We start from the raw sequence: 12,656 nt of genomic DNA, 5'->3' as shown, positions 1-12,656 counted from the left end.
GCCGGGCGTCTGCCCGCGCGCGCTCACGTCGAGGACGGTGCCGGGCGCGAGCGTCACGTCCGAGCGCGCGGCGAGGACGGCGGCGGCGTCGCCCTGGAAGACGATGCCGCCGACCCTCACGTCGAGGCGCCGGAACGTCCAGACGCCGATCGGTCCGCCGCCGGGTTGCGGCGCGCGGACGAAGCCGATGCCGTTTCGGATCTCGTACGTGCTCGGATCGCCGTTCGCGGGCCGCAGCGTGGAGATCGATCCGTCGAGCGTGCTCGCGACCGCGCTCGCCGCGACGACGACGTCCTCGAGCCCGCGCGCCATCAGGCGATCGCCGGCGAGCGGCACGTGCGTGACGCCGATGCACGAGAGGCTCACGCATGCGCTCGACGTGCAGGGGACGCTGTCGGCGCCGCACCGGTTCTCGAGCGGCGTGACGGCGTCGTCGATCGGCGGAGGGGTCGAGCCGGACGAGCTCCCTCCGCTGCTCGAGCGCCGATCGGCCGGTCGCTCGTTCTCCGTCGTCCCGACCGGATCGTCGGCGAGCTTGCCTCCACATGCGGCGACGACGACGAGCCCGATGACAGCGCGGCGCATACCTCTTCATTCGAGCAGCTGGCCCGGACAAAGAAAAACCCGCGCGAAGGGGCCGGGGGGGCAGCCACTCTCCGCGCGGGCACATTCCTACAATGCTAGGAACGTGCCAATGAACGTATCACGCAAATGCTCGTAAATTAGGCCCTTCACTTGTGAAAGCTGGTCTGTTTTCCATGCAGATCTGGAAGACGTGGTGCTGCGTTCTTGCACGACCGCATCCGACGTTAGCGGCTGATGAGGTTGCCTCTGAGTCGTTGTGTCACTTCGCAACGGTGCAGCGGAGGGGGTACCGCATGAGGGCGCTCATCGCGCTGACGGCGATGTCGCCGGGCTTCATCGGGAGCATCGTCCGCGTGGGGGCGCCGGGGCGAACGAGCTGGGCGGTGCGGTCGGCGGACTGTCCGTCGTAGTTGCCGCCGACGCGCTCGACGCAGGCGCGATCGCTCGTGAGGCGCATGCGGAGCTGCGCGCTCTGGATGAGGCCGCTCCCTCTCGGGAGCTTCACGCGCACCGCGCTGCCGCTCGGCATCGGCGCGTCGAGGACCCAGCCGACGACGTCGTCGGTGCACGCGTCGAGCGCTCGTCCGGCGAGGTCGACGTAGCCGAGGAGCTCGGGCTCGCCGAGCGCGCCGGTCTCGAGATCGATCGGGAGGACCCAGCGCGTGCTGACGTTGGTGCGCGCGGGCGTCGGCTGACCGTCGGCGACGAGCCCGATCGCGCGGCCGTCGGAGCGGCGTGCGAGGCGCGCGCCGCGGGAGGAGCTGCCGTAGGTCGTGAAGGTCATGACCTCGGACGACGCGCGCGGGACGCGAACGAGCTCGCGCGCGACGCCGCCTTCGACCTGCCAGATGATCGTCTGCGACGAGACCTGCGGCGTCCCGTAGGGGGTCGCGGTGCCGGGCGGCGTCGAGATGAACCAGCGCCCCGAGACGCGCACCGCTCCTTCGACGTCGCCGAACGGCTCGCCGTCCGCGCGGTGGACCTCGACCGGCGCGCGATCGGCCTCGAGCTCGAAGAGGGTCGGGTCGATGCGCCCGGCCATGTAGCGCTTCGCGATGAGCAGCATGTGCGAGCCGTCGTCGCCCTGCGCGAGCTGAGACTGGGCCCCGCCGTAGCTGTAGCTGCCGTACGAGTAGCCGGTGAGGCGGGTCATGTCGACGATGAGGGCCGGCGGGAGCGTGGGCAGCGACGCCTTCACCTCGGGCCAGCCGTGGAACGGCGAGAGCCACTTCACCTGCCAGCGACCCTGCGTGTCCCAGTCTCCCGACCGCGGTCCCCAGCCGTAGAGCTTCGCGACCGGGCCCGCGCTGCTCTGCGCGCCGTCGAGCATCTGGCGGATCTCGATCGGGTTGATGCCTCGGTCCGGGTCGCGCAACGTGACCGCGGGTTGATTGTAGAATGCAGGTAGCTCCTGGAGGCCGTTGAAGCCGCCGCCGAGCACGCCGCTCGACCCGTAGGCCACCGGCCGGCCGTGGCTGACGCGGGCGGGGGTCGGCTCGCGGCCCTCCGCGGCGGTCGTGCGCGGCGCGGGGACGGCGGGCGGCGCGGTCGCGAGCGGCTCGCACGCGAGCTGGAGGGAAGGCGAGGCGACGGCGGAGGAGCCGTAGACGGCGGGCGGCGCCGAGGGAGGCGCCTCTCGCTTCTGCTCGCCCCAGCCGACGCGGAGCCAGCCGTGCGCGATGCAGCCGATCGGACCGCACGCGCGGCGCTCGACCTTCGAGGTCGGCAGCAGCGGATCGGGGAGATCGATCGGCGTCCACGTCATGCCGCCGTCGATCGTCTCGTAGCCGCGGCGCGACTGCGTCCAGCCGAGGCCGTACTTGCCGGACACGAACGGCACGCCCGCGTCGCGGAGGAACTGGCCCGGCTCGGCCTTGCCGTCGAGCGCGATCTCGAGGCCCATCAGCACGCCGCCGGCCTCGATCCATCCGCCGACGACGTTGGGCCGCCGCTCCTCGAAGCCGTCGAGCCACAGCCCGAGGCGGAGCACGCGCGCCTTCTCGACCGTGAGCTTGGGGAACGTCACCGCGGCGGTCGTCGCCTTGCCTTTGTCGAGGATCGTCAAGCGCGCGGGGGCGCCGATCCCTTGCGGCGGGGAGACGACGACGATGCGTCCGTCGGAGAGGACGACGACGCGCTCGCCGCCGACGTCGCCGCGGACGTGGATCTCGCGCCAGGTGTCGTCGTGGCCGAGCACGCAGTACGGGTGGATCTCGTTCTGGGGCGGCGGTGGCGTCGTCGTCGGTGCGGGTTTGTCGTCTTTCTTGTCTTCCTTGGGTTCCTCTTTTTTATCGTCTTTCTCCGGCGCCTTCGCCTTCGACTTGTCCTCGTCCTTCGCCCGCTCGAGCTTGGCGGGCTCGGGGCGCGCGGGCGGGGTGGGCTCGCCGTCCTCCGCGCAGGGGCCGCGCACCGCGATCGCGCCGTTGCCGGAGGAGGTGACGACGCGCGGTTTGTCGAAGCGCTTCAGCTCGGAGAGGCGACCGCGCAGCGGCTCGTAGGCGTAGAGCACGGTCGTCCCGCGCGGCTCGCCGCAGACGAAGCCGAAGGCGCCGATCGCCTTCGGACGCGTGAGGGTGATCGGGTGGCAGCGCGCGGGCTTGAGCGGGAACGCGTCGCGCACGACCTCGAGGAGCGCGCCGTCCGTGATGCGGATGCGGGCGAGCGCGCCGTCGCGCGCGACGACGGCGCTCCCGTCGGTGAGCGGCCAGCCGTCCTCGATCGCGGCGGCGAGCGGGCGCTTGCCGAAGGTCTTCACGTCGAAGTCTTCCTTGTCGGCTTGCGCGTCGCGCGGCTCCGGCGGCTTCGGGCTCGGCTCCGCCACCGTCTTCGCGGGCGACGGCGTGCCGTACCTCGTCGCCGGCGTCGGCGTGAGCTTCGTCTTCAAGTCGCGCGGCGGACCGGCGAGGCGCGCGATGCTCCCGTCGGGCCGCACCTCGTACCAGGCCTCCGTGCGCGAGGCCTCGAAGCCGCCGATCGCGAGGGAGTCGCGATCGGCGACGACCTGCTTCGCCTCGATCGGCAGGTCGAGCGTGCGCCACGTCGCGCCGGCGTCGAACGTCGCGACGACGCCGCGCATGTCCGTCACCGCCGCGGCGCGCCAGCCGTCGGCGGCGGCGTAGCTCGCGACGTAGGGGCTCGCGGGCCACGGTCCGAGATCGAGGACCTGCCCCGTCCGCCCGTCGATCGCGGTCGTGACGCTCGGCGAGCGCACGTAGACGCGGTCGAGCCCCGGGATGATCGCCTGGATGCCCTGCGTCGCGTTGTAGATCGGCTTCGCGGCGGCGAGCCAGCGATCGGCGCGCCAGATCTGCGTGCCGAGCACGAAGAGGAACCCGCCGCCGAGGCGCTCCGGCAGGTTCACGGTGAGGGAGGGCGCGGGCTGGAGCCGATCCTCCGCCGCGACGAGCGCGCCGTTCGGCGACGACACGACGCGGAGCCCCGCCGTGATCACGCGCATCCCGCCGCCCGCCTCCGCGCCGTACGTCGTCGTCTCGTCGACCGACTCGGGGATCAGCCGCGCCCCGCGCAGGGTAGGGTCCTGGCTCGCCCCGACGAACGGACCACGAAACGCCGCGTTCTCCGCCGTCTTCCCCCCGCCCCCAGCGTGACACGCAACAAGGCCAACGACCGAGACCAGAGCGAGCTTCGAACGCATCCTCCCCAATGTTACACCCGCCCCCCGAGGACGACCCTCAGAGCGTGAGCCCTTCCTCTCGGTCCTCTCGGTGGGGCCCGGGGCGTCGGAGCGCGCCCCGCGCGCGGAGCGGCCCCCCCAATGTTACACCGCCCTCCGAGGACGACCCTCAGAGCGTGAGCCCTCCCTCTCGGTGGGGCCCGGGGCGTCGGAGCGCGCCCCGCGCGCGGAGCGGCCCCGGCGGGAGAGCTCGAGAGGGCAGAGCCCTCTCGAACGTTAATTGCAGCGGATTTCGGTCTTCGTCCCGCCGACGCAGCGTTCGGTTTCGTTGGCGCACTGCTGGCCGGAGGCGATCACCTTGTCCTCGCAGTAGAAGCCGGTCCATGGCTCCTTCGTCGAGCAGTAGAAGCCGTCGGAGCGGCCGGCGCAGCTGTCTTCCTGCTTCAGCTCGCACGTGTCCTTGTTCCCGAGGAAGTACTTCTTCTCGCTCTGCAGCGGGCTGAAGGTGGCGAGCGGGATGTCGATGCCGATGCTGCTGACGACGGGGATCTGCAGGCGCGTGTTGAACTGGAGCTGGATGCCGTGCTGCTCCGTCGCGGTGATGCCGCCGCTGATGCTCTGCGACTGGACGTTGCCCACCGCGCAGGCGGTGAGGTCGACGCTGATGGCGGGACCGACCTCGCCGTTGATGCCGACCGCGTCGAACGCGAGGACGGAGGGGACCGCGACGATCGAGCACTTCGCGCCGATGACGCCCTTCACCACGCCGCCCTTGAACTGGAAGGTCGGCGAGATCGTGGGCGACTCGGAGAGGTTCTTCGTGTCGATCCCATTGATGCTCGCCTCGGCCTCGAAGCCGACCGCGGCGTGACCGCGGAGCTCGGCGCGCACGGTGGCGCTCGTCTCGCCGCCGCCCTGGAGCGAGCACTTGAGGCGCGGGAAGACGCGCACGGTGAGCGGGATCGGCGCCGCGATCGGGATGACGACGCCGGGGAGATCGAACTTCTTCTCCCCCATCGCGATGCCGATCGTGCCGACGTCGTGCGCGGCGACCCCGATCGTGAGGTCGACGCCGACGAGCGGATCGACGGTGAGGAGGGACTTCGTGCTCACCTTCGTCGGGATGCCGATGAACGTGCGGACGCGGAAGTAGCCGTCGTACTTCGTGTTGACCTGAAGCGTGCCGTTCGCGAACTTGACGATGGGCTTCACCTTGATGCCGCGGTCGGTCAAGATCTCCGGACCCTCGAACTCCTGGTTGATCGCCGAGGACGCGCTGCCCGACCCGCCTCCCGACTCCGCGAGCGTCTTCAGCGTCCGCGTCTTGATCTTGCCGCCGGTGGCGACGTCGTCGTCGAAGAGCGAGGTCGGATCGTCGTAGTAGATGTCGCCGTTCTGGAGCCACTCGTCGAGCGTCGCCGGCTCGGTCTCGATGACGGTGTTGCCGCCCTCGGTCTTGACGCCGGTGACCTTGCGGAGAAACCCGTACGGGTTCTTCGACTGCGTGAGGTCGGTCGCGGTCTTGTCGCGGTCGCCGGCGAGGATCGTGCCGACCTCGATCTTGGAGAGGACCGCGTCCTGACCCGCGGTCGGGACGACGAGCTTCTTGGGATCGGTCGCGTCGACGGCGTTCGAGAACTTGTGATCGGCGTTGACGGCTTTTTCGACGAAGACGGGCTCTTCGCGCGTACCGAACGGGTTCTTCTCCCTCTTCGACGGCTCGTCGTCGTCGGAGGCGCAGCCCTGGAGTAGCGCGAAAGATACGACACTGGAGGCGAGAAGCAGCCGCGAGACCTTGATCATCGTGTTGCTTGCTAGGCCACATGCATGCCGTCCATCCAGCCGCACGAAACGCGCCGGATCGCGCCGGACCTGGAGGTCGGACATGTCTCGCCGGCGGGAGAAATGATCCACCGCTTCGGATGTGCAGGTCCCGGTGGTATGAGAGCGACACTATGTCGAAATCCTTCGTCGTCGCCGTCGCCGGCGCGACCGGCGCGGTCGGTCGCGAGATGCTGAAGACCCTCGAGCAGCGGAATTTCCCGGTCTCGAAGCTCGTCGCCCTCGCGTCGAAGAAGAGCGCGGGGCAGCCGCTGCCGTTCAAGGGCGGCGAGGTCGTCGTCACCGAGCTCGGCCCGAAGTCCTTCGAAGGCGTCGACGTCGCGCTCTTCTCCGCCGGCGCGAGCGTCTCGCGCGAGTTCGCGCCGATCGCGGCGAAGTCGGGCGCGGTCGTCATCGACAACTCGAGCGCGTGGCGGATGGACCCCGAGTGCCCGCTCGTGGTGCCGGAGGTGAACATCGAGGCGGCGAAGCTCCGTCCGAAGGGCATCATCGCGAACCCGAACTGCTCCACGATCCAGATGGTCGTCGCGCTGAAGCCGCTCCACGACGCGGCGAAGATCAAGTCGATCATCGTCAGCACCTACCAGGCGACGAGCGGCAAGGGCGTCGCGGCGGTCGACGATCTCATGCAGCAGACGAAGGCCGCCCTCGCGGGCGAGACCGTGACGCCGACGGTGTTCCCCGGCCGGATCGCGTTCAACGTCCTTTGCGACTGGAAGGCGGGCGAGGGCGACTACTCGGAAGAAGAGCTGAAGATGGTGAACGAGACGCGGAAGATCATGGGCGACGACTCGATCGGCGTCTCGCCGACGACCGTGCGCGTCCCCGTCGTCACCGGTCACTCCGAGTCCGTTCACGTCCAGTTCCACCGCCCGATGAGCGCGAAGGAGGCGAAGGACCTCCTCCGCAAGGCGGAGGGCGTCGTCCTGATGGAGGAGGCGTACGCGCCGGGCAAGCACCCGCAGCCCTTCGACGTCGCGGGCACCGATCCCGTCTTCGTCGGCCGCGTCCGCGACGACCTCGCCGTGCCGGGCGCGATCTGCCTCTTCGTCGTCGCCGACAACCTCCGCAAAGGCGCAGCGTTGAACGCCGTCCAGATCGCGGAAAAGCTCTTTTCATAGTCAGGGGCTTCGCCCCCGACACCCCCACCCCAGAACACGGCCCGCCGAAGCGGCGGGTCGCTTCGCGACCGCTTTCGCGGCCGCTTTCTGGGGCCCCACTTTTTCTTGTCCGCTGATGATGGGGTCGCGCGTCGTGAGTCGAATCTCTCGAAACAAGGAGACCAGACCATGAGCGAGTTCGTTTTTCTGTACCGTGGGCGGCGTCCGGTGGGGACGCCCGAGGAGATGCAGGCGATCATGCAGCGGTGGATCGGCTGGATGCAGGACCTCGCCGGCAAGGGCGCGCTGAAGGAGCGCGGCCTCCCCCTCGAGCGCAGCGGCAAGGTCGTGCGCGGCAAGGACAAGTCGGTCGCGGCGTTCGCGGACGCGGGCGACGCGATCGGCGGCTACAGCGTCGTCACGGCGAAGGACATCGACCACGCGATCGAGCTCTCCCGCGGCTGTCCGATCCTCGAGGTCGGCGGCGACGTCGAAGTCCGTCCCGCAATGCAGATGTGAGGTGACCCATGGCCGAGTTCGTTTTCCTCTATCGCGGTGGTGATCCCTCTTGGGCGAAGACGCCCGAGCAAACGCAGCAGGCGATGCAGAAGTGGCTCGCCTGGATGAAGGACCTCGAGGCGAAGGGGGCCCTCAAGAACATGGGCCTCCCGCTCCATCCGAGCGGCAAGGTCCTCCGCGGCAAGGACAGGTCGGTCGTCGACGGCCCGTTCGCGGAGGCGAAGGACGTCATCGGCGGCTTCAGCATCGTCGAGGCGAAGGACATCGACCACGCGGTGGAGCTGTCGCGCGGCTGTCCGCTCCTCGAGGGCGGCGGCGACGTCGAGGTCCGGCCGGCGATGAGCATGTGAGCGTGGAGCTGACCGAGCATCTGTTTCGTCGCGAGGCGGCGCGGATGCTCGCGGCGCTCACGCGCGTCTTCGGCGTGCACAACCTCCCGCTCGCGGAGGACGTCGTCCAGGAGGCGCTCTGCCGCGCGCTCGAGACGTGGAAGCTGCAAGGCGTCCCCGAGAACCCGAGCGCGTGGCTGATGACGGTCGCGAAGCGGCTCGCGCTCGACGTCGTTCGGCGCGAGCGCACCGCGCGCACGTTCGCGCCCGAGATCGGGCGGATGCTCGAGAGCGAGTGGACGGCGTCGCCGACGCTGGACGAGTCGCTCGCGCCGAGCGCGATCAAGGACAGCATGCTCCGGATGATGTTCTCGTGCTGTCACCCGAAGGTGCCGGCCGAGGCGCAGGTGGGGCTCGTGCTGTCGGTCCTCTCCGGCTTCGGCGTGCGCGAGATCGCGTCCGCGTTCCTCGCGAGCGAGGCCGCGATCGAGAAGCGGCTCGCGCGCGCGAAGCAGGCCCTCGCCGAGACGCGATCGCTCTTCGACTTCCAGGCCGGCGAGGTCGCCGCCCGGCTCGAGGCGGTGCAGCGCGCGCTCTACCTCCTCTTCAACGAGGGCTACCACGGCGCGCATCCGGAGCTCGCGGTGCGGACCGAGCTCTGTCGCGAGGCGATCCACCTCGCCGGCCTCCTCCTCGAGCACCCGCAGGCGCGAGCGCCGTCGACGTACGCGCTCGCCGCGCTCATGTGCTTGCACGCGGCGCGGCTCCCGGCGCGCGTCGACGCGGGCGGCGACCTCGTCGCGCTCGCGGACCAGGACCGCTCGCGGTTCGATCGCGCGCTCGCGGCGGAGGGGGCGCGCCTCCTCGAGCTCGCGGCGACGGGCGACACGATCAGCGAGCTCCACGTCGAGGCCGCGATCGCGTACGAGCACGCGATCGCGCCGAGCGCGGGCGAGACGCGATGGGACGTCGTCGTCCTCCTCTACGATCGACTCCTCGCGCTGCGGCCTTCGCCCGTCGTCGCGCTCAACCGCGCGATCGCGATCGGGGAGCGCGACGGACCGGAGCGCGGGCTCGCCGAGCTCCACGCGATCGCGGATCGCGATCGGCTCGAGACGTATCCCTTCTACTTCGCCGCGCTCGCGGAGACGGAGCTCCGCTGCGGCCGTCATGCAGCGGCGCACGCGCACTTCCGCGCCGCGATCGCGCTCGCGCGGAGCCCGATGGAGCGGCGCTACTTCGAGCTGCGGGCGGTGCGAACCTTGCCTGTCGACTCGTGATGGCCGCTGCTTCGCACGTTCCACCGACGCGGCACGCTCCGCTCGTGCTCGTCGTCGACGACTATTCTGACACACGAGACATGTATGCCGAGTTCCTCGACTACGCGGGGATGCGCGCGGAGACGGCGGAGAACGGTCGGCAGGCGGTGCGGCGCGCGCTCCGCTCGCACCCCGCCGCGATCGTGATGGACCTCGCGATGCCGATCCTCGACGGCTGGGAGGCGACGCGCATCCTGCACGCCGATCCGCGGACGAAGGACATCCCCATCATCGTGCTGACCGGCACCGCCGATCCGAACCTCAAACAGAAGGCGAAGGACTGCGGCGCGCGGATGGTGCTGTCGAAGCCGTGCACGCCGAGCGAGCTCCTCGACGTCCTCCGCACCTTGATCGACGAGGAGCCGAAGAGCGGCCACTCCAGAGTCGTACGCTGACAGCGCGACCGACGTATCATCGCTCCCATCACGGATGGGGCCCGAGATCGACGACCTGACCGACGCGAAGGACGTCCTCCGCGACGAGGAGTCTCAGCGCGTCGCGGCGTTCGGTCGTGCGACCACGATCCTCGCGTCGCTCGGCGTCGTCGTCATCCTCCTCCGCTCGCTCACGTGGACGCAGCGCGCGACCGTCCTCGCGCCGGTCGTCTCGCTCGCCCTCGTCGGCGCCTACGTCTGGTGGCGGTCGCACGACGGTCACGGCATCTCGAAGAACCTGCTCCGCGTCTTCGGGACGGTGTGCGCGGTCTGCGCGCTCGCGCTCATCTACGCGCTCGGCGTCTTCACGCCGATCGTCGCCATCTTCGTCCTCGGCCTCGCGTTCTTCGTCAGCCATCACGACCGCCGGTTCGCGTCGGTGATGGCGGCGATCGCGATCGCCGGCTACGTCCTCCTCGCGTTGCTCGTCACGGTCGGGGTCCTGCCCGACACCGGGCTCTGGAAGAACCCGCGCCTCCAGCAGCACATCTCGATGACGGTCATCGTCGGCTCGGTGATGGTCATCCAGCTCCTCATCACGCGGTCGAGCCGCCGCGCGCTCTACGAGGCGGTCGCGAGGGGTCACGCCGCGATGCGCGTGGCGCAGACGCGCGAGGCGCAGCTCGACGAGGTGCGCGAGAACCTCGACGTCGCGCTCCGCGCCGGCAACGCGGGCCGCCTCACTGGCCAGACGCTGGGCCGCTATCTCCTCGGCAACATCGTCGGCCGCGGCGCGATGGGCGAGGTCTACGCCGCGCGCTCCGACGCGAGCGAGCGCGTCGCGGTGAAGGTGCTGCGCGCGGTCGGCGACGACGACCTCGCGCAGCGCTTCGTGCGCGAGGCGGAGATCGCGCAGAAGGTCCGCGGCCCGAACCTCGTCGAGGTGCGCGACACCGGCCGCGGCCCCGCCGGCGACCTCTACATCGTGATGGAGCTGCTCGAGGGCCAGGACCTCGCCGCGATCCTGCGCGATCGCACGAACCTCCCGCTCGACGAGGTCGTCTCCCTCGTCGAGTCGACGGCGAAGGGGCTCGAGCTCCTCCACGGCGCGGGGGTCATCCATCGAGACCTGAAGCCGCAGAACCTCTTCTTGCCGTCGAGCACGCTGACGGAGTGGAAGATCCTCGACTACGGCGTCTCGAAGCTCGTCGGCGCCGACACGATGACGAAGGGCGATCTCGTCGGGACGCCGGGCTACATGTCGCCGGAGCAAGCGGAGAGCAAGGACATCGACGCGCGCTCGGACGTGTTCTCGCTCGGCGCGGTGGCGTACCGCGCGCTCACGGGCCGGCGCCCGTTCGGCGGCGCGGACATGCCGGCGATCCTCTACCAGGTCGTGCACGGCAACCCGACGCGGCCGAAGGAGATCGTCCCCGACATCCCGCGCGCGATCGAGGAGGTGCTCGCGAAGGCGCTCGCGAAGAAGCGCGACGATCGCTACGCGACCGCGGTCGACTTCGCGATCGCGTTCCGCCGCGCGGCGCAGCCAGGACCGGCGGAGGAGGAGGCGCCGACCGCCACGACGCAGGTGCGCCCGTCCTGGTCGAAGATCGCGACGGGCAAGACCGGCCGCAAGCGCCCCCCCTGGCGCAACGACCCCACGACCCTGACGCTCCCCCCCGCCGACGCCGCGAAGCCGAAGCGCCCCTGAAGTGGTACGACGGAGCGCGACGCGCGTAGGATCCGGAGCGTGCGTCGGACGCTCGCTCGGTGCGCGGTGCTCGTCTCGTGGGCGGTGCTCGGCTCCGCCTTCGGCGCGTGCGCGTCGCGGGCGAACGACGCGCCGCCGGTCGCGCGCGAGGCGCGTCACGTGCAGAGCGCGGGGCGGGTCGAGCTCGCGGCGCCGGAGCGCGACGCGAGCGACGAGCGGTGCGCGCGGGGCGGGGACGGCGCGGCGGTGCTCGCGTTCGGGGGCGACGTCATCGCGCACGAGGCCGTCCGCGAGTCGGCGCAGCGAGGGGACGGCTACGGCGCGATGCTGGCGGCGGCGCGGGCCTCGCTCCGCGACGCCGACCTCGCCTTCGTGAACCTCGAGTCGCCGGTGACGGAGCGGCACGGCCGCCGCGGTCCGATGGTCTTCCACGCCGAGGAGCCCCTCCTCGGCGCGCTCGTCGACGCGGGGGTCGGCGTCGTCTCGCTCGCGAACAACCACGCCTACGACCAGGGGATGAAGGGGCTCCTCGACACGCTCGAGGCGGTGCGGCGGAGCGGGCTCGTCGCGGTCGGCGCGGGCGCGACGCCGGCGGAGGCGTGCGCGGCGCGGCACTTCGAGGTGAAGGGGATCCGGATCGCGCTGTTCGCGCGGACGCAGCTCATGAACTTCAAGGACGACGCGTCGCCGGCGCGGGTCTGCATGCTCGATCTCGGAGCGCTCAAGCGCGAGGTGAGGGCGGCGCGCGCGGCGGGCGTCGACCTCGTCGCGGTCTCGCTCCACTGGGGCAACGAGTACGAAGCGGCCCCGCGGCGCGAGCAGGTCGACGTCGCGCGCATGATCGCCCTTGCCGGCGCCGACCTCTTGATCGGACATCATCCGCACGTGCTCCAGCGCGTCGAGCGCGTCTCGGCGGGCGGGCGCGACGCGCTCGTCGCCTACTCGATCGGCAACCTGCTCTCGAACCAGTCCTACGACTACGTCCCCGACAAGGACCCCCTGCGGCGCGGCGATCCGCGCGACGTCGCGGTCCTGCGCGTCGTCGTCGAGAAGACGCCGCCCGACGCGGGCCCCGCGCGAGCGCGCGTGCGCGAGGTCACCGCGGTGCCGCTCTGGACCGAGCACCACGAGGCGACGATCTCCCTCGTGCCGGCGACGACGCGGCGCGCGCGGATCGCGGAGCGCCTCGCGGTCCCGCTCGTCGACGCGCCGATCGAGGATCGATCCTGCGCGCGCCGGTAGG

General features: G+C 70.9%; 10 protein-coding genes. 7 read left to right on the top strand and 3 right to left on the bottom strand.

From position 1 onward, the window contains the following. From KF837_41265 to KF837_41255, 3 genes are all read right to left on the bottom strand, one after another. Window positions 1-585, bottom strand: a 585-nt coding sequence (locus KF837_41265; GenBank protein MBX3233826.1) for a hypothetical protein, incomplete at its 3' end; no start/stop codon positions are given. A gap of 259 nt (window positions 586-844) precedes the next feature. After that, the gene (locus KF837_41260) at window positions 845-4,240 is read right to left on the bottom strand and encodes a hypothetical protein (GenBank protein ID MBX3233825.1); all 3,396 of its coding nucleotides are present in this window, start codon (window positions 4,238-4,240) and stop codon (window positions 845-847) included. A 255-nt stretch (window positions 4,241-4,495) separates the two neighbouring features. Continuing rightward, on the bottom strand, window positions 4,496-6,022 hold the full coding sequence (locus KF837_41255) for a hypothetical protein (GenBank protein ID MBX3233824.1): 1,527 nt from the start codon (window positions 6,020-6,022) through the stop codon (window positions 4,496-4,498). 152 nt (window positions 6,023-6,174) lie between these two features. On the opposite strand from KF837_41255, the gene KF837_41250 reads away from it, so the two are divergent. From KF837_41250 to KF837_41220, 7 genes are all read left to right on the top strand, one after another. Next, complete coding sequence (locus KF837_41250) at window positions 6,175-7,182, top strand: aspartate-semialdehyde dehydrogenase (protein ID MBX3233823.1); 1,008 nt, start codon at window positions 6,175-6,177, stop codon at window positions 7,180-7,182. Window positions 7,183-7,350: 168 nt separating this feature from the next. Next, on the top strand, window positions 7,351-7,680 hold the full coding sequence (locus tag KF837_41245) for a hypothetical protein (protein MBX3233822.1): 330 nt from the start codon (window positions 7,351-7,353) through the stop codon (window positions 7,678-7,680). Between the two features lie 8 nt (window positions 7,681-7,688). Further along, the gene (locus KF837_41240) at window positions 7,689-8,030 is read left to right on the top strand and encodes a hypothetical protein (GenBank protein ID MBX3233821.1); all 342 of its coding nucleotides are present in this window, start codon (window positions 7,689-7,691) and stop codon (window positions 8,028-8,030) included. Window positions 8,031-8,032: 2 nt separating this feature from the next. Further along, window positions 8,033-9,289: an RNA polymerase subunit sigma-24 gene (locus tag KF837_41235; protein MBX3233820.1), complete on the top strand. Its 1,257-nt coding sequence runs from the start codon at window positions 8,033-8,035 to the stop codon at window positions 9,287-9,289. 80 nt (window positions 9,290-9,369) lie between these two features. Continuing rightward, complete coding sequence (locus KF837_41230; protein ID MBX3233819.1) at window positions 9,370-9,723, top strand: response regulator; 354 nt, start codon at window positions 9,370-9,372, stop codon at window positions 9,721-9,723. Between the two features lie 34 nt (window positions 9,724-9,757). Further along, complete coding sequence (locus KF837_41225) at window positions 9,758-11,413, top strand: serine/threonine protein kinase (protein MBX3233818.1); 1,656 nt, start codon at window positions 9,758-9,760, stop codon at window positions 11,411-11,413. A gap of 39 nt (window positions 11,414-11,452) precedes the next feature. Continuing rightward, complete coding sequence (locus KF837_41220; protein ID MBX3233817.1) at window positions 11,453-12,655, top strand: CapA family protein; 1,203 nt, start codon at window positions 11,453-11,455, stop codon at window positions 12,653-12,655. Window position 12,656 lies beyond the last annotated feature (1 nt).

The sequence above is a fragment of the Labilithrix sp. genome (genome assembly GCA_019637155.1).
Taxonomy (GTDB): domain Bacteria; phylum Myxococcota_A; class Polyangia; order Polyangiales; family Polyangiaceae; genus Labilithrix.
Note: the sequence above shows the minus strand (reverse complement) of the source record. Positions and strands in the feature narration are given on the sequence as shown.

What these genes read in the sequence shown, in the direction of transcription:
- KF837_41230 (MBX3233819.1), top strand. Translation starts at nt 9,370, where the DNA reads ATGTATGCCGAGTTCCTCGACTACGCGGGGATGCGCGCGGAGACGGCG.
- KF837_41225 (MBX3233818.1), top strand. Translation starts at nt 9,758, where the DNA reads ATGGGGCCCGAGATCGACGACCTGACCGACGCGAAGGACGTCCTCCGC.
- KF837_41245 (MBX3233822.1), top strand. Translation starts at nt 7,351, where the DNA reads ATGAGCGAGTTCGTTTTTCTGTACCGTGGGCGGCGTCCGGTGGGGACG.
- KF837_41250 (MBX3233823.1), top strand. Translation starts at nt 6,175, where the DNA reads ATGTCGAAATCCTTCGTCGTCGCCGTCGCCGGCGCGACCGGCGCGGTC.
- KF837_41260 (MBX3233825.1), bottom strand. Translation starts at nt 4,240, where the DNA reads ATGCGTTCGAAGCTCGCTCTGGTCTCGGTCGTTGGCCTTGTTGCGTGT.
- KF837_41255 (MBX3233824.1), bottom strand. Translation starts at nt 6,022, where the DNA reads ATGATCAAGGTCTCGCGGCTGCTTCTCGCCTCCAGTGTCGTATCTTTC.
- KF837_41240 (MBX3233821.1), top strand. Translation starts at nt 7,689, where the DNA reads ATGGCCGAGTTCGTTTTCCTCTATCGCGGTGGTGATCCCTCTTGGGCG.